This window comes from Stenotrophomonas sp. 86156_Sma (assembly GCF_056481625.1).
The window spans coordinates 1,412,481-1,432,342 of the sequence record NZ_CM151157.1; the positions used below are offsets into that span (position 1 = coordinate 1,412,481).

16 protein-coding genes are annotated in these 19,862 nt (G+C 66.3%); 7 read left to right on the forward strand and 9 right to left on the reverse strand.

The features are described from left to right. Positions 1-44 precede the first annotated feature (44 nt). From radC to rpsT, 4 genes are all read right to left on the reverse strand, one after another. The gene (gene radC / locus ACZK33_RS06615) at positions 45-554 is read right to left on the reverse strand and encodes a RadC family protein (RefSeq protein ID WP_003092330.1); all 510 of its coding nucleotides are present in this window, start codon (positions 552-554) and stop codon (positions 45-47) included. 351 nt (positions 555-905) lie between these two features. Beyond that, positions 906-1,970 carry a PDDEXK nuclease domain-containing protein gene (locus ACZK33_RS06620; RefSeq protein ID WP_003092331.1) on the reverse strand — a complete coding sequence of 355 codons (1,065 nt, stop codon included), beginning with the start codon at positions 1,968-1,970 and terminating at the stop codon, positions 906-908. After that, positions 1,967-3,166, reverse strand: coding sequence for a tyrosine-type recombinase/integrase (locus ACZK33_RS06625; protein ID WP_001062689.1), 1,200 nt, complete (start codon positions 3,164-3,166; stop codon positions 1,967-1,969). The genes ACZK33_RS06620 and ACZK33_RS06625 overlap by 4 nt, the downstream gene beginning before the upstream one ends. Positions 3,167-3,411: 245 nt before the next feature. Beyond that, positions 3,412-3,681: a 30S ribosomal protein S20 gene (gene rpsT / locus ACZK33_RS06630; protein WP_005408560.1), complete on the reverse strand. Its 270-nt coding sequence runs from the start codon at positions 3,679-3,681 to the stop codon at positions 3,412-3,414. 117 nt (positions 3,682-3,798) lie between these two features. Here rpsT and murJ point away from each other — a divergent pair, with 117 nt between their 5' ends. The 7 genes from murJ (at position 3,799) to ACZK33_RS06665 (ending at position 13,546) form a co-directional block, all read left to right on the forward strand. Further along, the gene (murJ, locus tag ACZK33_RS06635) at positions 3,799-5,403 is read left to right on the forward strand and encodes a murein biosynthesis integral membrane protein MurJ (protein WP_049462332.1); all 1,605 of its coding nucleotides are present in this window, start codon (positions 3,799-3,801) and stop codon (positions 5,401-5,403) included. 75 nt (positions 5,404-5,478) lie between these two features. Next, on the forward strand, positions 5,479-6,426 hold the full coding sequence (locus tag ACZK33_RS06640) for a bifunctional riboflavin kinase/FAD synthetase (protein ID WP_032127582.1): 948 nt from the start codon (positions 5,479-5,481) through the stop codon (positions 6,424-6,426). Beyond that, positions 6,423-9,254 (forward strand): isoleucine--tRNA ligase, encoded by a 2,832-nt coding sequence (gene ileS / locus ACZK33_RS06645; RefSeq protein ID WP_423174385.1) that lies wholly within the window; start codon positions 6,423-6,425, stop codon positions 9,252-9,254. Before ACZK33_RS06640 ends, ileS begins: the two co-directional genes overlap by 4 nt. Beyond that, the gene (lspA, locus tag ACZK33_RS06650) at positions 9,254-9,778 is read left to right on the forward strand and encodes a signal peptidase II (RefSeq protein ID WP_049424357.1); all 525 of its coding nucleotides are present in this window, start codon (positions 9,254-9,256) and stop codon (positions 9,776-9,778) included. Before ileS ends, lspA begins: the two co-directional genes overlap by 1 nt. A 27-nt stretch (positions 9,779-9,805) precedes the next feature. After that, positions 9,806-10,756, forward strand: coding sequence for a 4-hydroxy-3-methylbut-2-enyl diphosphate reductase (ispH, locus tag ACZK33_RS06655; RefSeq protein WP_049428543.1), 951 nt, complete (start codon positions 9,806-9,808; stop codon positions 10,754-10,756). Positions 10,757-11,000: 244 nt separating this feature from the next. Continuing rightward, positions 11,001-12,884 (forward strand): M61 family metallopeptidase, encoded by a 1,884-nt coding sequence (locus ACZK33_RS06660; RefSeq protein ID WP_423174386.1) that lies wholly within the window; start codon positions 11,001-11,003, stop codon positions 12,882-12,884. Beyond that, positions 12,881-13,546 carry a lysoplasmalogenase gene (locus ACZK33_RS06665; RefSeq protein ID WP_423174387.1) on the forward strand — a complete coding sequence of 222 codons (666 nt, stop codon included), beginning with the start codon at positions 12,881-12,883 and terminating at the stop codon, positions 13,544-13,546. Before ACZK33_RS06660 ends, ACZK33_RS06665 begins: the two co-directional genes overlap by 4 nt. A gap of 83 nt (positions 13,547-13,629) precedes the next feature. Here the strand turns inward: ACZK33_RS06665 and ACZK33_RS06670 are convergent, their stop codons facing one another. From ACZK33_RS06670 to ACZK33_RS06690, 5 genes are read right to left on the reverse strand one after another with little or no spacing between them, the layout of a single operon-like run. Further along, positions 13,630-14,349 carry a hypothetical protein gene (locus tag ACZK33_RS06670; protein ID WP_423174388.1) on the reverse strand — a complete coding sequence of 240 codons (720 nt, stop codon included), beginning with the start codon at positions 14,347-14,349 and terminating at the stop codon, positions 13,630-13,632. Further along, on the reverse strand, positions 14,346-15,302 hold the full coding sequence (locus ACZK33_RS06675) for a hypothetical protein (protein WP_423174389.1): 957 nt from the start codon (positions 15,300-15,302) through the stop codon (positions 14,346-14,348). Before ACZK33_RS06675 ends, ACZK33_RS06670 begins: the two co-directional genes overlap by 4 nt. A gap of 46 nt (positions 15,303-15,348) precedes the next feature. Beyond that, positions 15,349-18,147: a TonB-dependent receptor plug domain-containing protein gene (locus tag ACZK33_RS06680; RefSeq protein WP_423174390.1), complete on the reverse strand. Its 2,799-nt coding sequence runs from the start codon at positions 18,145-18,147 to the stop codon at positions 15,349-15,351. An 11-nt stretch (positions 18,148-18,158) separates the two neighbouring features. Continuing rightward, the gene (locus ACZK33_RS06685; RefSeq protein ID WP_423174391.1) at positions 18,159-19,127 is read right to left on the reverse strand and encodes a FecR family protein; all 969 of its coding nucleotides are present in this window, start codon (positions 19,125-19,127) and stop codon (positions 18,159-18,161) included. Next, complete coding sequence (locus ACZK33_RS06690) at positions 19,124-19,603, reverse strand: RNA polymerase sigma factor (protein ID WP_235202849.1); 480 nt, start codon at positions 19,601-19,603, stop codon at positions 19,124-19,126. Before ACZK33_RS06690 ends, ACZK33_RS06685 begins: the two co-directional genes overlap by 4 nt. Positions 19,604-19,862 lie beyond the last annotated feature (259 nt).

The window sequence follows — 19,862 nt, forward strand, 5'->3', positions numbered from 1 at the left end:
GCTATGCCACCAGGCGCAGCAAAAAGGGGCCGAAGCCCCTTGGGCTAGATCAGCCCATGCTCGGCGAACGATGCCGTTTCGTTGCCCGCAACGATGATGTGATCGAGCACGCGCACGTCCACCAGACCCAACGCTTCCTTGAGCCGCTGGGTCAGCGCCCGGTCAGCCGCGCTCGGCTCGGGGTTTCCGCTCGGATGGTTGTGCGAAACGACGACCGCCGCCGCATTGAGCCGCAGCGCCTCCTTGACCACTTCGCGCGGATACACCGACGCACCGTCAATAGTGCCGTGGAACATCTCCCTGTATTCGATCAGACGATGGCGCGTATCCATGAACAGCACTACGAACACCTCATGCTCGAAGCTGGCCAACTTTGTACGCAAGTATTCCTTGACCGCCGCCGGCGAAGTGAACTCTGCTCCGCGCCGCATTTTCCGGTCAATGACCTGGCGCGCAGCTTCCAGAATGTCGTCGGCCGATGCCGGTAGATAGCGCCCGTGCGCGTCGCGCACCAGCAGACAGGAATCGAACGAGGGAAAGGACAGTTGCGACATGATCGTGCTCCGGTTGCTCGGGCGGAATTGCCCGGAACCGGCGGCAGCACGGCGCAGCGCAAGCAGTCAGGGGTCGCAGACGGCCGCCAGGACGCAAGCGCGCATGGCGCGCGCCGCCCTTGACGGCGAGAACGCCGTGATACGGTGAAGGGAACAGCAAGACCGCCCACACCCGCCCACTGCACAGAGTCGATTTTTGGCAAGCGGAGCGCGCAGGCCCGGATCAACGAGCCGGGACGGAGGCGTCAGTGATGGAAGCCCGACAGGGGCGAGACTCGCGCAGCGAAGCTCGATGCGCAGCACGACAGCGCGACGGCGGCACGCCGGGACGCCCGACTGCTTGGGACAGGACTACTCGTTGTCCGTCTTGCGCTGCTCGATTTGCAACTGCGCCCGTTGCGTTGCCTGTTGCAGCCGCTCCACCAGCACGCCCCTCGGCGGCAAGGCGGTCAGATACTCGGCAACGTGGATGCCGGACTTGTCCAGCTCCAGCAATTCGATCTGCTCGCGCTTCTTGCCGGTGCAAAGGATGATCCCGAGCGGCGAGGCTTCCTCCGGCTCCCGTTCGTGCTTGTCTAGCCACCGAAGGTAAAGCTCCATCTGCCCTTTGTAGGCCGCCTTGAAGTCACCTACCTTCAACTCCACCGCAACCAGCCGCCGCAGCTTGCGGTTGTAGAACAGAAGGTCAAGGTGGAAATCCTCGTCGTCGATCGGAATGCGCTTCTGCCGGGCGACGAATGAGAAGCCCGCGCCCAGCTCCAGCAGGAAGGACTCCATTTCACGGATGATCGCCGCTTCCAAGTCGCCTTCCTGCCAAGTGTCCCGCAGGCCCAGGAAGTCGAGGATGTACGGGTCGCGCATGACCAGGGCCGGCGACATGCGCTGCGCATCGCGCAGGGTCGCCAACTCCTGCGCTATGGTTTCTTCCGGCTTTTGGGAAAGCGCCGTGCGCTCGTACAGCATCGAGTCGATACGCTCGCGCAGCGTCCGCACGCTCCAGCGTTGGGTGCTGGCCATCTGTGCGTAGTAGTCCCGCTGGAGCGGGTCTTTCAGCGGCATCAGGGCGATGAAGTGCGTCCAGCTCAATTCTCGTATCAGTGATACGAGAATTCGCTCGTCGGGGAAGGTGGCGGCGAACTGCACCATGCGGCGCAAGTTCTGCTCTGCAAAGCTGCTGCCGTACTCCTCCACCAACTGCGCAGCCAAGGTGGGCAGAACTTCCTTGCCGTAGGCGCCCCGGCGCCTGTCCAAGACCTGCGTGTGGATGCGTTGGCCGATGCGCCAGTAGAGCATCGTAAGCTCGCTATTCACCGTCGAGGCGGCGCGCAAGCGCGCCGCCTCGATCAGTGCCCGAATGTCGCCCAGCAGCGCCGCGGGCGCTGCGAGCGATGCTGCTGATGGCCGGCGCCCGTTCATGCCACCGCCTCCGCAAGCTGCCGCGCGCCCGTGATGGCTTGGCGGCGGCTGGCCACCAGCTCGGCCGCCTCGCGCACCGGCTTGTCCTCGGTGTGGACGTAGTGCATGAACATCGCCACGGTCTTGTGGCCCGTCAGCTTCATTCCCACTTTGGTCGGCACACCGGAATTGGCAATGTCGGTGGTCGAGCGATGACGGATGCCGTGCGTGCCTACGTGCGGCACGCTGGCGGCCTTGAGCGTCCGGCACCAGCCGCCATAGTGCTCGCCAAAGGTCAGGTGCTTGGCCGGGTCGTTCGGCGACGGCAGGACGTAAGGGCAGCCTTCCAGACGCGGCGCCGTCGAAAGCAGCCGATAGGCTTCCTCGCTCATGGGCTTGGAAATGCCGCCAACCTTGCTGTCGGGCCACACCACGCGCCGGTTCTCGAAGTCCAGCCAGCTCCATTCGAGCGGGCAGATTTCGGAGCGCCGCGCCGCAAACTCGAATTGCAGCCGGATCGCCAACGGGATGACGTAGTTCTCCAGCCCCTCCGCCTCCAGTTTCTCCAACTGGCGGAAGATCCGCACCATTTCCTCGTCCACGATGAGCCGGGTTTCCTTGCCCGGCGGGTACATCGGGACGTGGCGGCACGGATTCGTGCCGTCCGGGCGGAAGCCCCAGACTTCGGCCAAGTTGAACATCTTGCGCAGCACGCCGAAGGTCTTGTTGGCCTCGGTCGGCTTGTAGGCCAGCTTTTCCATGAGCCCCGCAATGTCGGGCCGCTTCACGTCATGCACCTTCTTGCGGCCCAGCAGCGGGATGATGTTGCGGTCGATGACGCCCTGGTAGCCGTCCTGCGTGCTGACCTTGTTGCGCTTCTTGGAGTAGTCCTCCATGAACTTTTTGCACAACTCGGCCATCGTGGGCGCCTTGCGCGCCTCGGCCTTGGCACCGCCGGGATCACCACCCCGGCGAACCTCGGCCAGCCAGTCCTGCGCTTTGACCCGCGCCTGTTCGACGGTTAGCTCCCCGTAGAGTCCCAGCGAGGGCTTGCGGGGCTGGCCAGAGTTCGTGCGGTACTGGAGCATGAACACCCGGCGTCCCGTCGAGGTAATCTTGCAAAGGAAGCCGGGCACGACGGTATCCCGTAGTTCGATGTCCTTCGCCTGGGGTTGCGCCGACTCTACGGCGGTCTTGGTGAGCTTGATCTTTGCCATGATGACTCCTTGGAACGACCCGGATTCCAGGAGCCAGATAGGAGCGGCGCGAGGGAGAACCGGGTCAAGTTTCAGAAAGCACCGGCATATGATGGAAGCGCGTAAGCTATTGATAAACCTGCTGTATCGGGCTACGTCGCAGTCCAGCGAACTACCGGGCTGGAGTCATCGTGAAACAAAAAACCCGGCCGGGGCCGGGTTCTTGTCTGCTGCCCTACCCGAAGGGGCAGGGCGGCAACGCCGGATCAGGCGGCCTTGAGGGCCTTGATGCGGTCGTTCAGGCGGCTCTTGTGGCGAGCAGCCTTGTTCTTGTGGATCAGGCCACGCGCGCTGAAGCGATCCAGGATCGGCTGGGCAACGGCGAAGGCGGCTTCGGCGCCGGCGGCATCGTTGGCGTCCAGCGCCTTGATCACTTTCTTGACAGCGGTGCGCAGCATCGAGCGCTGAGCCACGTTGCGCGCGTTGCGCACGACGGTCTGCTTGGCGCGCTTCTTGGCGGACTTGATATTGGCCACGGTGGTGGTTTCCTGAAAAAATCGGTGTTATGGGAACAGCAAGCTAGCTAGTATGATGGCCCGAGAAATGCACGTCAAGTCGATTGTCAAGAGGGACGCTGAGTGAGTTCACCGAAGATGTTGCGAGGCCTGCTGTCGTTCAGCAGCATGACCATGGTCTCGCGGGTGCTCGGACTTGTCCGTGACCAGGTGATCACCACCACGTTCGGCACCAATGCGGTTACCGATGCGTTCTGGGTTGCCTTCAGGGTACCCAATTTCCTGCGCCGGTTGTTCGCCGAAGGCTCTTTCGCCACCGCTTTCGTGCCGGTGTTCACGGAAGTGAAGGAAACCCGCAGCCATGCCGAGCTGCGTGAACTGATGGCCCGCACCGCCGGCACCCTGGGCGGCGTGCTGATGCTGGTCACCGCGCTGGCGCTGATCTTCGCGCCGCAGCTGGCGGTCGCATTCTCGAGTGGTGCTGATACCGACCCGGTCAAGCAGACCCTGCTGGTCGACCTGTTCCGCCTGACCTTCCCGTTCCTGTTGTTCGTCTCGTTGACCGCGCTGGCCGGTGGCGCGCTGAACAGCTTCCAGCGTTTCGCGATGCCGGCGCTGACCCCGGTCATCCTCAACCTGTGCATGATCGCCGGTGCGCTATGGTTGGCGCCGCGGCTGGGCGGCACCCCGGAAAAACAGATCCTGGCGCTGGGCTGGGCGGTACTCGCCGCCGGCATCCTGCAGCTGCTGTTCCAGCTGCCCTCGCTGAAGGGCATCAACCTGCTGACCCTGCCGCGCTGGGGCTGGCGCCATCCGGGCGTGCGCAAGGTGCTGACGCTGATGGTGCCGACCCTGTTCGGTTCGTCGGTGGCGCAGATCAACCTGCTGCTGGATACCCTCATCGCGGCCAAGCTGACCGACGGCTCGCAGTCATGGCTGTCGCTGGCCGATCGCTTCCTGGAGCTGCCGCTGGGTGTGTTCGGCGTGGCGCTGGGCACGGTGATCCTGCCGGCGCTGGCCCGCCATCACGTCAGCACCGACCGCGAGGGTTTCTCGCGCTCGCTGGACTGGGGCCTGCGGATGACCCTGCTGATCTCGGTGCCGGCCATGCTGGGCCTGCTGCTGCTGGCCGAGCCGCTGATCGCCACTCTGTTCCAGTACCGCCAGTTCACCGCCTTCGATACCCGCATGACCGCGCTGTCGGTGTACGGCCTGAGTTTCGGCCTGCCGGCGTTCGCCCTGCTGAAGGTGGTGCTGCCGGCGTTCTATGCCCGCCAGGACACCAAGACCCCGGTCCGTGCCGGTGTGGCCGCGCTGGTGGCCAACATGGTATTCAACTTCGCCCTGCTGGCCGTGCTGTACCAGGTCATGGTGCCGGACGAGCTGAAGGCGCAGGGCGTGATGGCGGCCATCGGCAAGCAGCCGGGCCTGCACCTGGCGCTGGGCATCGCCAGCGCGCTGTCCAGTTACCTGAACCTGGGCCTGCTCTGGTACTGGCTGGGCAAGACCGATGTCTACCAGCGCCGGCCGGGCTGGGGCGGCTACCTGGTGCGGCTGCTGCTGGCCTGTGCGGCCATGGTCGGCGTGCTGTTGGCCCTGCTGCATTGGGTTCCCGACTTCACCGTCATGGACAAATGGCACCGTATCGGTGGGCTGATGCTGCTGGTCGGCGGCGGTGGCGCGACCTATGCGGTGGCCATGCTGGCGATGGGCTTCCGCCCGCGCGACCTGCGTGGGCATTGATCGCGGCCCGTGGCGGCTATACTTCAGGGTTACACCATTGAAGCAGCGGCCCCGGTCGGGCCGGAACGAGAGTTGATGAGCAGGCTGTTCAGAAGCGTCGAGGGCGGGGAGCTGTTCCCCAACGGAAGCGTGGTCTGTATCGGTGCATTCGACGGCCTCCACCTGGGCCATCGTGCGCTGGTCCGCCACGCGGTTGCCCGCGCGCGCGCCTTGGGCGTGGCCGCGGTGGCCGTGGCGTTCGAGCCGCTGCCGCGTGAATTCTTCGCCCAGGGCACGCCGCCGCCGCGGCTGACCCTGGCGCGCAGCAAGGTCGAGATCCTGCGCGAGCTGGGTGTCGATGCGATCGGCCTGCTGCGTTTCGACGCGGCGATGGCGGCGATGCCGGCCGAGACCTTCGTGCGCCAGTTGCTGGTCAATCGCCTGAGTGCGCGTGAGGTCTGGATCGGGCCGGAGTTCTGCTTCGGCAACCGCCGCCGCGGCGACCTGGCCCTGCTGCAGCAGCTCGGCGCCGAGCTCGGCTTCAGCGCCGGCGAGATCGAAGCGGTGGATCTGCACGGCGAGCGCATCTCCAGCACCCGCATCCGCCAGCTGCTGCAGGACGGCGATTTCGCCCGTGCCGGCGATCTGCTCGGCCGTCCCTACGCGATCAGCGGGCGGGTGGTGCGCGGGCGCCAGCTCGGCCGCACGCTGGGCTTCCCCACCGCCAACCTGCGGTTCCCGAAGACCCCGGCGCTGTCGGGCATCTACGCGACCTGGGTGCACGGCGTGTTCGACCAGCCGTGGCCGTCGGTGTCCAGCTTCGGCACGCGGCCGACGGTGGACGGCGTGGAGCCGCTGCTGGAAGCGCACCTGTTTGATTTCCAGGGCGACCTGTACGGGCGCCACATCGACGTAGAGTTCGTCGCCAAGCTGCGCGACGAAGAGAAATTCAATGATCTGGCGGCGCTGACCGACCAGATGCACCGCGATGCCGAACAGGCGCGCGCCATCCTTTCCGAACATAGATTGCGAGCCACTGCGTGAGCCAGGACTACAAGACCACCCTGAACCTGCCAGCCACCGAATTCCCGATGCGCGGCGATCTGCCCAAGCGCGAGCCGGGCATTCTGGCACGGTGGGAAGAACAGGGGCTCTACCAGCAGCTGCGCGACAACGCCGCCGGCCGCCCGCTGTTCGTGCTGCACGACGGCCCGCCGTACGCCAACGGCCGCATCCACCTCGGCCACGCGGTCAACAAGATCCTGAAGGACATCATCGTCAAGTCGCGCTACCTGGCCGGCTTCGACGCGCCCTACGTGCCGGGCTGGGACTGCCATGGCCTGCCGATCGAAATCGCCGTCGAGAAGAAGTGGGGCAAGGTCGGCACCAAGCTCGACGCCGTCGAATTCCGCCAGAAGTGCCGCGAGTTCGCCGAGGAGCAGATCAACATCCAGCGCGTGGACTTCAAGCGCCTGGGCGTGACCGGCGACTGGGAGAACCCGTACAAGACCCTGAGCTTCGACTTCGAAGCCAACGAAATCCGTGCGCTGGCCAAGGTCGTGGCGAACGGCCACCTGGTGCGTGGCGCCAAGCCGGTGTACTGGTGCTTCGACTGTGGCTCGGCGCTGGCCGAGGCCGAGATCGAGTACCAGGAAAAGGAATCGCCGGCGATCGACGTGGCCTACGCCGCGCGCGATGCGCAGGCCATCGGCCAGGCGTTCGGCGTGAGCGTGCCGGCCGATGTGGAAGTGGCCGTGCCGATCTGGACCACCACCCCGTGGACGCTGCCGGCTTCGCTGGCGGTGTCGCTGGGTGCGGAGATCAACTACGTGCTGGCCGAAGGCCCGGCGCACAACGGCAAGCGCCGTTGGCTGGTGCTGGCCGCGGCGCTGGCCGAGCGCGCGCTGCAGCGCTATGGCGTCGAAAACCTGGTACTGCACGGTGAAACCACCGGCGCGGCGCTGGAGAACCAGCTGCTGGCGCACCCGTTCTACCCGGAGCGCGAGATCCTGGTGCTCAATGGCGACCATGTGTCCGACGAGGACGGTACCGGTGCGGTGCACACCGCCCCCGGCCACGGCCAGGAAGACTTCGTGGTCAGCCAGAAGTACGGCCTGCTGGACAAGTACAACGCCGGCCAGGTGACCCCGATCGACGGCCGTGGCGTGTACCTGGAATCGACCCCGCCGGCCGGTGACGTGGTGCTGGCCGGCCAGCACCTGTGGAAGGCGCAGGAGGCCATCGTCAGCGTGCTGCGCGACAACGGTTCGCTGCTGGCCTTCCACCCGATCCGCCACAGCTATCCTCACTGCTGGCGCCACAAAACGCCGGTGGTGTTCCGCGCCACCCCGCAGTGGTTCATCTCGATGGACAAGGCCAACCTGCGCAACGATGCGCTGGCCGCCATCGACACCGTGGGCTGGTTCCCGAGCTGGGGCAAGGCGCGCATCCAGAGCATGGTCGACGGTCGTCCGGACTGGACCATCTCTCGCCAGCGCACCTGGGGCGTGCCGATCGCACTGTTCACTCATCGCCAGACCGGCGAGATCCACCCGCGTTCGGTGGAGCTGATGCAGCAGGTCGCCGACCGCGTCGAAGCCGAGGGCATCGACGTGTGGTACTCGCTGGATGCCGCCGAACTGCTGGGCACTGAAGCGGCCGACTACGAGAAGGTCACCGACATCCTCGATGTCTGGTTCGATTCGGGCGTGACCCATGAAGGCGTGCTTGCGGCGCGTGGCTTCGGCAAGCCGGCCGACCTGTACCTGGAAGGTTCCGACCAGCACCGCGGCTGGTTCCAGTCCTCGCTGCTGACCGGCGTGGCGATCGACAAGCGCGCGCCGTACATGCAGTGCCTGACCCACGGCTTCACCGTGGACGAGCACGGCCGCAAGATGTCCAAGTCGCTGGGCAACGGCATCGAGCCGCAGGACATCATGAACAAGCTGGGCGCGGACATCCTGCGCCTGTGGATCGCCTCGGCCGACTACAGCAACGAGATGTCGCTGTCGCAGGAGATCCTCAAGCGCAACGCCGACGCCTATCGTCGCCTGCGCAACACCGCACGCTTCCTGCTCGGCAACCTGGACGGTTTCGATCCGGCCCAGCACCTGCAGCCGCTCGAGCAGATGGTCGCGCTGGACCGCTGGATCGTGCATCGCGCGTGGGAGCTGCAGGAGAAGATCAAGGCGGCCTACGACGGCTACAACATGGCCGAGATCGTGCAGCTGCTGCTGAATTTCTGCAGCGTGGACCTGGGCTCGCTGTACCTGGACGTGACCAAGGACCGCCTGTACACGATGCCGACCGATTCGCACGGTCGCCGTTCGGCACAGAGCGCGATGTACCACATCGCCGAAGCGTTCACCCGCTGGGTGGCGCCGATCCTGACCTTCACCGCCGACGAGCTGTGGGGCTATCTGCCGGGCGAGCATGCCGGCCATGTGCTGTTCACCACCTGGTACGACGGCCTGGCGCCGCTGCCGGCTGATGCCCAGCTCAACGCCGCCGACTTCGACCAGCTGCTGGCCGTGCGCGAGCAGGTGGCCAAGGTGCTCGAGCCGATGCGTGCCAACGGCGCGATCGGTGCCGCGCTGGAAGCGGAAATCACGATCGCCGCCAGCGAAGAGCAGGCCGCGCGCTGGCAGCCGCTGGCCGATGAACTGCGTTTCCTGTTCATCAGTGGCGACGTGCAGGTGCGCCCGGCGACCACCGACGAGGTGTTCGTCAGCGCCCAGCCGACCACCAAGGCCAAGTGCGTGCGCTGCTGGCACCACCGCGCCGACGTCGGCAGCAACGCCGACCATCCGGAACTGTGTGGCCGCTGCGTGAGCAACATCACCGGTGCCGGCGAACTGCGGAGCTGGTTCTGATGGCCGCGCCCCGTCCGCATCCGAACGCCCTGGTCTGGCTGCTGCTGTCGGCCGCCATCATCGGCCTGGACCAGTGGTCCAAGGCCTGGGTGTTGTCGAGCCTGCCGGAGTTCCAGCCGGTGGTGGTCATCGACGGCTTCTGGAACTGGTACCGCACCTACAACACCGGTGCCGCGTTCAGTTTCCTGAGCGACGCCGGTGGCTGGCAGAAACACTTCTTCACCGTGTTGGCGATCGTCATCAGCGGCCTGATGGCCTGGTGGCTGCGTAGCACTGCCCGCGGCAACTGGAAGGCCGCGGTGCCGTACGCGCTGATCATCGGCGGCGCCATCGGCAACGTGATCGACCGCCAGGTGCACGGCCACGTGGTCGACTTCATCCAGTGGTACGTGGGCAGCTACACCTGGCCCTCGTTCAACATCGCCGATTCGGCCATCGTGGTGGGTGCCATCGGCATCGCCCTGTTTGGCCTGTTCGACGGCAAGTCCGCCAAAAAGGCGGATAATGCCAATCCGAAACCGTAAGCCGGCCGCTGCCGGGAGACTGAACTGATGGATGTGCTGCTCGCCAACCCGCGTGGATTCTGTGCCGGCGTCGATCGTGCGATCGAGATCGTCAAGCGCGCGATCGAAACGCTGGGCGCGCCCATCTACGTCCGCCATGAAGTGGTGCACAACCGCTTCGTGGTCGACGACCTGAAGCAGCGCGGTGCGATCTTCGTCGAGGAACTCGATGAAGTGCCGGACAACAACACTGTCATTTTCAGCGCGCATGGCGTGTCCCAGGCGGTGCGCCAGGAGGCCGAGCGTCGTGGCCTGAAGGTGTTCGACGCCACCTGCCCGCTGGTGACCAAGGTCCACTTTGAGGTTGCCCGCCACTGCCGTGCTGGCCGTGACGTGGTGCTGATCGGCCACGCCGGTCACCCGGAAGTGGAGGGCACCATGGGCCAGTGGAACCGCGAAGCCGGCACCGGCCAGATCTATCTGGTCGAGGATGTCGAGCAGGTTGCCACGCTGCACATCAACCAGCCGGAAAACTTCGCCTATACCACCCAGACCACGCTGTCGGTGGACGATACGCGCGGCATCATCGATGCATTGCGCGAGCGTTTCCCGGCAATGCAGGGCCCGAAGAACGACGACATCTGCTACGCCACGCAGAACCGCCAGGACGCCGTGCGCGATCTGGCCAAGCGCTGCGACCTGGTGCTGGTGGTCGGCTCGCCGAACAGTTCCAATTCCAACCGCTTGAGCGAGCTGGCCCGTCGTGAGGGCGTGGAGTCGTACCTGATCGACGGTGCGCACGAGATCGACCCGGCGTGGGTGGTGGGCAAGCAGCACATCGGCGTGACCGCAGGTGCCTCGGCGCCGCAGGTGCTGGTTGATGGCGTGCTGGCGCGTCTGGCCGAGCTGGGCGCCAGCGGCGTGGGCGAGCTGGACGGCGAACCGGAATCGATGGTGTTCGCGCTGCCGAAGGAACTGCGCCTGCGCCTGGTCGACTGACCGGGCCTGACTCTGGTGGGTGCGAACCTTGGTCCGCACTGCTTCTGGACACATTCCATCCACGCATGGCGTGGATCTACTGAAACCGCTCTGGTGGGAGCGAACCAGCACAAGGTGCGTGCGAACCTTGGTTCGCACGCCTTTGGCATGCACGGATCGGCGCACCGACCATGACCTTTGGCCATGGGGCAGGGCACTTTACGGGCCTAGCATCGGAAGATTCTCCGTTGTTGGAAGTTGCCCGATGAAGACCCGAGCCTTGGCGATGTCGTTGCTGTTCGCGCTGGCGGCCACGCCTGCACTTGCGCAGACCTCGCCACCGGCGAACGCGGCGGCTCCCGGCCTGCTGCGCATCGATGTCGACGCGCGCGATCTGGCCCGGCGCATCTTCAAGGTGACCGCCACCGTGCCGGTCAAGCCCGGCCCGGTCACCCTGCTGTACCCGCAGTGGATTCCCGGCAACCATTCGCCCACCGGCCCGATCGACAAGCTGGCCGGACTGCGCGTGACGGCCAACGGCAAGCCGCTGGCCTGGCAGCGCGACCAGTTCAACGTCTATGCGTTCAAGGTGAACGTGCCCGAGGGCGTGAGCGAGATCGTCGCCCACTTCGATTTCCTGTCCTCGCAGGGCGGCAGCCAGGGCCGGGTGGTGATGACCCCGGAAATGCTCAACCTGCAGTGGAACGCCAACTCGCTGTACCCGGCCGGGGTGGATGCACGCAACCTGCAGGCGCAGGCCAGCGTGACCCTGCCCAAGGGCTGGTCGTTCGCCACTGCCCTGGAAACCGCGCGACGCGACGGTGACACCGTGGTGTTCAAGCCGATCTCGTATGACCATCTGGTCGATTCGCCGTTGTTCGCCGGCGAGCACTACCAGCGCATCGATCTCGACCCGGGTGCGAAGGTGCCGGTGCACCTCAATGTGTTCGCCGACGAGGCCAAGTCGTTGAAGCCGAGCGAGGCACAGATCACGATGCACCGCGCGCTGGTGCAGCAGGCCGACAAACTCTATGGCGCGCGCCACTACAACCACTATGAATTCCTGCTGGCGTTGACCGACCGCCTTGGTGGCATCGGCCTGGAGCATCACCGTTCCAGCGAGAACAGTGCCGACCCGGGCTACTTCACCGAGTGGGACAGCAACGCGTGGATGCGCGACCTGCTGCCGCATGAGTACACCCATTCGTGGAACGGGAAGTACCGTCGCGGCGCCGATCTGGCCACCGCCAACTTCAACGTGCCGATGGGCGACAGCCTGCTGTGGGTGTACGAGGGCCAGACCCAGTTCTGGGGCCAGGTGCTGGCGGCGCGTTCGGGGCTGTGGTCGACCGCGCAGGCGCGCGACATGCTGGCCAACGTGGCCGCGACCTATGACCGTGGTCGCCCGGGCCTGGCCTGGCGGCCGCTGCAGGACACCACCAACGACCCGACCATCGCCCAGCGCCGCACGTTGCCCTACCGCAACTACCAGATGAGCGAGGACTACTACTCCGGCGGCCAGATGCTGTGGCTGGAAGTGGAGGGCAAGCTGCGCGAACTGAGCGGCAATCGCCGCAGCCTGGACGACTTCGCACGCGCCTTCTTCGGGGTCGGTAATGGCGATTGGGACGTCAACCCGTACACCTTCGATGATGTGGTCGCGACCTTGAACGGCATCGCGCCGTACGACTGGGCGACGTTCCTGCGCGGGCGCCTGGACGGACATGGTTCGTTGACCGGCGGCCTGGAACTGGCGGGCTGGAAGCTGGTTTACCGCGATACCCCGAACGACGCCTACAAGGCGCAGGAAAAGCGCGCCAAGGCCGCGTTGCTGGCGTACTCACTGGGTGCGACCGTGCTCGACAACGGCACGGTCGGTGACGTGATCTGGGACAGTCCGGCGTTCAACGCCGGTCTTGCACCGGGCATGAAGGTGATCGCGGTTGGCGGCCGTGAATACAGCAGCCAGCGCTTGAAGGACGCCGTCGCCGGCGCGGCGAAGGACAAGGCGCCGATCGTGTTGCTGGTGAAGCAGTTCGATCGCATCGAAACGATGAGCATCGCCTACCACGGTGGCCTGCAGTACCCGGTGCTGGAGCGCATCGCCGGCAAGCCTGACCGCCTGGCGGACCTGTGGAAGGCGCGATGAAACCGCGCGCCCGCGATGGCGTGATCCTGCTGATGGCGGTCCTCGCCATCGTCGGTGCCTACCTGCACGGCGATGGGCACTGGCTGCACTGGCTGGCCAAGCCGGCCACCACGCTGCTGATCGCTGCCATCGCCTGGCGCGTGCACGATCCCGCACAGCCGTTCTACCGCCGCACGGTGCTGGCCGGCATGCTGCTCTCGTGCGTGGGCGATATCGCACTGATGCTGCCGATGGATGCGTTCGTACCGGGACTGGTCGCATTCCTGCTGGCGCATGTCTGCTACATCATCGCCTTCCGCGGAGGCCTGCGTGCCGGGCGTGGGCTGGTCGGCGCCAGCGTCCTGCTCGGTGCGTTTGCCGTGCTCAACGTGCTGGGCCTGTGGCCACACCTGCCCGCACCGATGCGTATTCCGGTGCTGGCGTACGTGGTGGTGCTGGCATCGATGGCGGTGCTGGCCCTGGCACGGCAGTGGCGCCGCCCGCAGCCTGACGCCATGGAGGCCGCCAGTGCCCGTTGGGCCGCCGCCGGTGCGTTGCTGTTCGTCGCCAGCGATTCACTGCTGGCCTGGGACCGCTTCGCCGGCGGCCTGCCGCTGGCCAGCCTGCTGGTGCTGTCCACGTACTACGCTGCGCAGTACGCCATCGCGCGCTCGGTGAAATAGAAAAAGGGGACGGAGGGGATTAAGTCGCAAACCGCACCAAGGCACATACGACTTAATCCCCTCCGTCCCCTTTTTTGTGTGGCCTACCGGCGGCTCACGCCGCGCAGGGCGCCCTGCGCATCGAACTGCAGGCGCACCGATTCGCGGTCTCCGGCAACTTCATCCGGCAGCCACACCAGCTTGCCGCCCTTGCGTACGATCACGTAGACGTGGCCGACTTCAGATGCGGGGTTCTGCAGGGCATTGCGTTGTTGTTGCAGTGCCTGCGCCACGCGCGGAACAGCCTCGAAATCGATGCTGGCCAGGGATGTGCTGCTGCGCTGCAGGCTGATGGTCGGCGCAAACTGCTGCGGGTTCACCGGATTGCCCTTGCGCCATTGGCCACGTTCAAAGTGATAGCTGTCGACGTGGCCCGGCTGTTGCGGATCGACCAGATCGAGGTTGATGCGGCCATCGTCGTAGAAGTGGATGCTGTGGAAGACCGTCAGCCGCTGGCCGGCCAGCGCTGGCATCTGCTCCAGTGCCTGACGGGCAGCCAGCAGGTAGTCCGCATCGAACAGGCGGTTGTTGCGCTCGGGCGCTCCAGCGGTACTCGCGGCGGGGAAGGGCGCCGGGGACGGCACAAGCGATGCGGATTGCTCGCGCGGCGACTGGGACGAGACGGAGGCAGGCAACCGGTCCGGCTGTACCGAATGCCCCAGCGTTTCGCTGATGGTCTGCAGGGCGCCTCCGGCAACGGCCACGCCCGCCAGAACCAGCAGCAGTACCAGGAACACGGTGCGGGTTGAGGGCGGCTGTTTCATACTCCCTCCAGGCGCACGTTGCTGTGGTCATCCGGGTCGTACAGCAGCGTCACATGCTCGCGCGGGATGTTGGCAAGTTCAATCAGCGGGATGAAGCGGCGCACGCGGGCCTGCTGCATCTTGCCTTCGCGGTCGATGTATTCCAGCTGGAACTCCACCTGCGGCTGTTCGTTGAGGTAGGTACCGGTCTGACGCACCTTCAACACCCTGGCCTCCACGCCGATGCCGCGATACTTCAGCGCATCGCCGCGGGCATCGGCGTGCAGCAGGCGGCCGAGCAGGCGCAGGCCCAGCGCATAGCCACACAGCACCAGCGGGCACACCAGCAGCGGGTGACCGAACGACAGGAAGGTCCAGCCCAGCCCCTCGCTCTGCAACTGGTAGGCCCACACATAGGCAGCGGCAACGATGGCGATGCCGAGTGCTGCACCGATGCCGCGCCGCCACAGGCTGGCGACATTCAGTTCGGGCTGGGCACCGTCCAGCACGATGTTGGGGAATGCTCCGGGTGTCCGCCCCAGGCGTGCATCAATGTGCCTGCCCACCTCGAAGCGATGCAGCTGGGGTTTGCTGTCGACCACCAGCATCTGTTCGCGGACCGGCGTACCGGACAGGTTCTTGAAGGACAACTGCAGTTTCCATTGCGCGAACCCACGTACCTGCACGCCGGTCTGTTCGGCCTGCTCGATCAGCGCACTGCGCGGTTCACCGTCGGCCAGGATCGACTGCACCCGGTGCAGTGCGCGTGGCGGCCCCAGCAACAGGTAGTGCAGGAAGGCGAACAGCAGCATCAGCCACAGGACCATCGACAGTGCGAGCAGCAACAGTGCCAGCCACGGTGCGCTGCGGTCGACCAGCGCTACCGGCCACGAAGTGCCGAAATAGAGAATGCAGGGAAAAGGCAACGCGAAGAACAGCAGGAACGCGCCCCAGAACCAGAGATAGGCTTTCATGGGGGAAGGGGACCGCGGTGGAACAGGGCGCGTAGATTACTACGCTTCAGCGGAACTGCAGGGTAAGCAGGTAGTAGCGGCCGAGCGGATCGTCCAGCCCGGGCATCTGCCCGCCATTGCCGACCAGATAGTTCACCGGTTGCGTGTCCAGCACGTTGTGCACGTCCAGCGCTGCAACGATGCGCGGCCCCAGCCGGCGTGCGAGGTGCAGGTTCCAGCGCAGCTGCCGTGGGTTCATGCAGTGGTTCCGGTCGACCTGCTTCTGCGGGCACTCCGCCCCCGGCAGCCAGGCACGCGTGCGCCCGATCTGGTTGCCGCGCAGCGCGATGTCCCAGTTGCTGTTCTGCCATTGCACGTTCAACACCGCAGCCAGCTCGGGTGTCACATGGCCACGCAGGTCCACGGCGGCCTCATGGTCACGGCGGCGAAGCAGTTCCTGCTGCTTCAGCGCATCGAGCGAAAACAACCATTGGCCGTTGCTGCCGCTGTCGATGCGGTACTCGCCACGCAGCACCCAGTTGCGGGAGGTGGTGCGGCCGATGTTGTCGAACGACAGGCGCAGGCTGCCCAGGTGGCCGTCTTCATCCAGTTCCCACGTGCTGCGGTTCCACACCGCATCGCTCGGCTGCAGGGCGAGGATCTCGTTGCGCAGTTCCACGATGTTGTGGGTCAGCGACAGCGAGAACGTGTCGTCGGGCGTCCACGTGGCTGCCAGCGAATGGCTGCGTGATCGTTCGGCCTTCAGTGCATCGTTCTCAACCACGTTGGCCGTGACGCTGCAGCCGCCACCACGCGTGGCGATCGCACATTCCGGAAGGGCACTGGACACCGGAAGCGTGATCGAGCCGAAGTAGCCGGGAGGCCGCCGTTGCTCGAACAGGCTCGGTGCACGATAGCCGCGCCCGCTGGCCAGCAGGAACGACCAGTGCGGCGTCGGGCTCCAGCGCAGCCCGGCACGAGGCGAGAACGCCATGAAGCCGCCGTCGCGGTCCCAGCGTGCAGCCAGGTCCGCGCGCAGCGTGGGGGCCAGCGGCAGGCCCAGCTCGGCGTAGACGCCACTGCTTTGTCGCGACAGGCGGCGTCGCTGCTGTGGCAGGCCCAGCGCAAGGTCGCCCTGGCTCAGCAGTGCGTCCGGGCGCGAGGTCCAGCGTTCATGGCGCAGGTCGATGCCGGTGGCCAGCTGCGCATTGCCGCCGGGCATTGCCATCAGCTCACGCTGCACGCCCCACCAGCCCTGCCATTGTGCGGTGCTGCCGCGGTTGCGGATGGACGGAAACAGCGTGTCCGCCTCGGCCGCCGGCGGCGCGTCGAAACCGGGAGTGAACCTGAGCGCCTGCGTTGCTTCAAGCAGGCGTGTCGTGCGCACGGTGCCTGCAGTGGACAAGGTCACGTCGCTGCGCTGCGCGCTGATGCCCGCCTCCCAGCTGCGCCGGCCCTGGTCGCGGCCGATGCCGAAGGTAAGGTCGGCATCGGTGGCGCGGACGCTGGGGCGCACGTTGCCGGCCTCACGCAGCACACTGTTGAAGGTGATTCCGCGCGAGACCACCGCAACGGCGGTCGGGCCCAGATCGAAGCGCTGGCGGTTGTGACTGGCCCGCGCCTCGACATAGGCATAGCGTCCCTCACCACGTTCATGCCGGTAGTGCAGGAAGGCCGACGCGGTATCCGAGGCGGGCTGCAGCGACCGCGGCCGCGCGCTGTCAAACCAGCAGCCATCCTCGCGCCGCTTCAGGGGCGGCTCGCAGCGCCGGGCGGGCACGTACCAGTTGCCGAAGATCGCGCCGATCGGATACAGCGAGGTTTCCGCGTGCCAGTCACGCTGGTCACCGGCGACATGTTCGACACGGTGCAGATCGAGTCCGGCAAACCAGCGGTCCCCGTTGCCACGCGCGCCGCCCGTGGCGGCCTGCAGGCGGTACTGGCCCGCATCGCCGCGGCTGCTGAGCCCGGTCTGCAGCATGGCTTCGGGCCCATCGGCCTGGTCGCGCAGGATGATGTTGACCACGCCGGACATGGCGTCGGCCCCATAGATGGCCGAGGCACCACCGCGTACCAGTTCGATGCGGTCGACGAAGCTCAGCGGAATGCCGCCGAGGTCGGTGAGCCCACCCTGTTCCAGCGACACCATCGGATAGCGCGGCAGGCGCCGGCCGTTGACCAGGAACAGCGTCGCCCGCGGGCCCATGCCGTCGAGACTGGTGGTGGCCGCTGCGCCCACCGGCAGGTACTGCGAATCGCCGCCGCGCGAGGTGCTCATGGCCGGATGGCCGTTCATGCCGGGCAGGTGCCGCAGCAGGTCGAACAGATTGCCGTAGCCGCTGCGCAGGATATCGTCGCGATCGATGGTGGTGACCGGCAGTGTGGTCTGCACCGAAGAGCGCGGCAGCCGGCTGCCGGTGACATGGATGGGCGCCAGTTCCACCTGGTGTGGCGTGTCGGCGGACTTGGGAGCCGGGCGCGGCAGGCGCGGGGCTGCGACCGCTTTCGGCGGCGTGGCAGGGGGCTCGGGATGGACGCGCCGCACGACAAAGGCACCGGATGAAGTGCGCAGGATGTTCACCGGCAGGCCGGCGACCAGCTGCTTCAGGGAGGCCCCGGTATCGCGTTGGTCACGGCTGCCGCCGGTGCGCAGATCATCCAGTTCACGTGCGTCGAACAGCAGGGCGGTGCCACTCTGCCGGGCCCATTGCTGCAGTGCCGGCACCAGTGGGCCAGCGCCCACGTCGATCTCCAGCGTGCCGGCGGGCTCGCCGGCATCGGCCATCGGTAGTGCGGCAACACCCAGTGCAAGGCATAGCAGGGCGCGGAGCAGCCCCCACTGCAGCGCACCCGGACCTGCCTTCACTGCCGGTCTCCTCAGTAGGTGCGGCGCAGTTCCAGCGCGCCATCCGGACGCGTCTGGCCAGCCACGGACCAACCCAGTTCCAGCGCCGACAGCAGCTCCTGTGCATCACCGGCGCGGAAGGTGCCGCTTACCGCCAGGTCGGTGATCTCCGGATCGACGATCACCAGTGGCGTGCGGCCATAACGGTTCATGCGCTCGACCACGATCGACAGTGGCGTGGCATCGAACACCAGTTGCCCGCGCAGCCAGCCTTCAGCGGCTGCGTTGGACGAGAGGGCAGGGCCCGGCTGGATACGGCCGGAGGGCAATACCTGCAGCTGTTGGCCGGGCGCCAGCGTGTGCTGCGCTGCGCCGTTGCTGACTTCCACGGCACCTTCCAGCAGCGCGACCTCGACCAGACCGTCACGCAGGCGTTCCACCTGGAAGGTCGTGCCGATGTCGCGGATCGTACTGTCGCCGGCGTGCAGCTGCAGCGCCTTGTTCGACGGTGCGACCTGCAGTTGCAGCCGACCCCGTTCCAGCACCAGATCACGATGACGCCAGCCGAAGCGGGCGCGGAGGGTGGTGCCGGCATCCAGCATGGCGACGCTGCCATCGGCCAGCGTCTGCTGCTGTGCCTGGTGCGAATCATTGGCGTAGACCTGTGGCGTCGGGTTGCCGTCGACGGCAACCATCCAGCCGATGCCGATCGCCATGCAGACACCGGCGGCAGCGGCCACGCCCGGCAACCAGCGCCGGCGCGGCGGACGCGCCGCCCGTGCCGCGGCGGTGCGCAGCCAGGGGTCAGCCGCAAGCTCCGCACCCTGCTGGAACAGGGTTTCGGCCTGCACCCAGGCTTTGACGTGGGCCGGATCTTCGGCCAGCCAGTCCTCGAACGTTTCGCGTTCGGCCGATGTGCAGTCCGGGGCTTCCAGGCGGGCTACCCAGGCGCTGGCGCGTTCAAACAGCTGTGCATCATTCCTGTGCGGGGTGCCACTCATTGGCCGTCCCTGTCGTTGTGCAGCGGATCCGATCCCAACTCCTGACGCAGGCCCTGCAGGGCCCGGGCGATATGTTTTTCCACGGTCTTGGCAGTAATTCCACAATGCCGCGCGATCTGGGTGTAGCTCATGCCGGTGATGCGGTTGAGCAGATAGACCTCGCGTGCGCGTTCGGGCAGCTTGAACAGGGCCTGCCGCAGCAGGGACAGCATCTGCCCTGACTCGGCCTGGCGCAATGGATCGGGCGAGGAACTGGGCGGTTCGTCGCTGCCATCGTGTTCGGCCAGCGGCAGATGCGGCCGCGACTGCGGCGAGCGTCCGCGGTCTGCCAGGCGGTTGCGGGCGATACGATACAGCAGCAGGCGCAGTTCGTCCGGGCCCTGTGCGCGATAGCGGATCAGCCGCTCCATGCAGTCCTGCGCGATATCCTCCGCATCCTCAGGCCCGACCCCCCGCGTGCGCAGGAACGCGCACAGCGGTGCGCGCTCTTCGCGTACGAACGCGATGAAGGCATCCGCAGGTGCGGGCGGCTCCGGCGCGCGATGGATCAGGGGAGACGGGGTGGACAGGGCTGGCCTCGACTGTCGGTGGCGAATGCGTCATCGAGTTTTACGCGACGATGACCGGATGGGGAAGAGTGTGCATCGATCGGATTCTTATTGTGAATGTATTCATTTTTCAGGATCCGTTCCACTGGGGGAGATCGCCCCGCTGCGGCGTTGATCGTTCTACCCG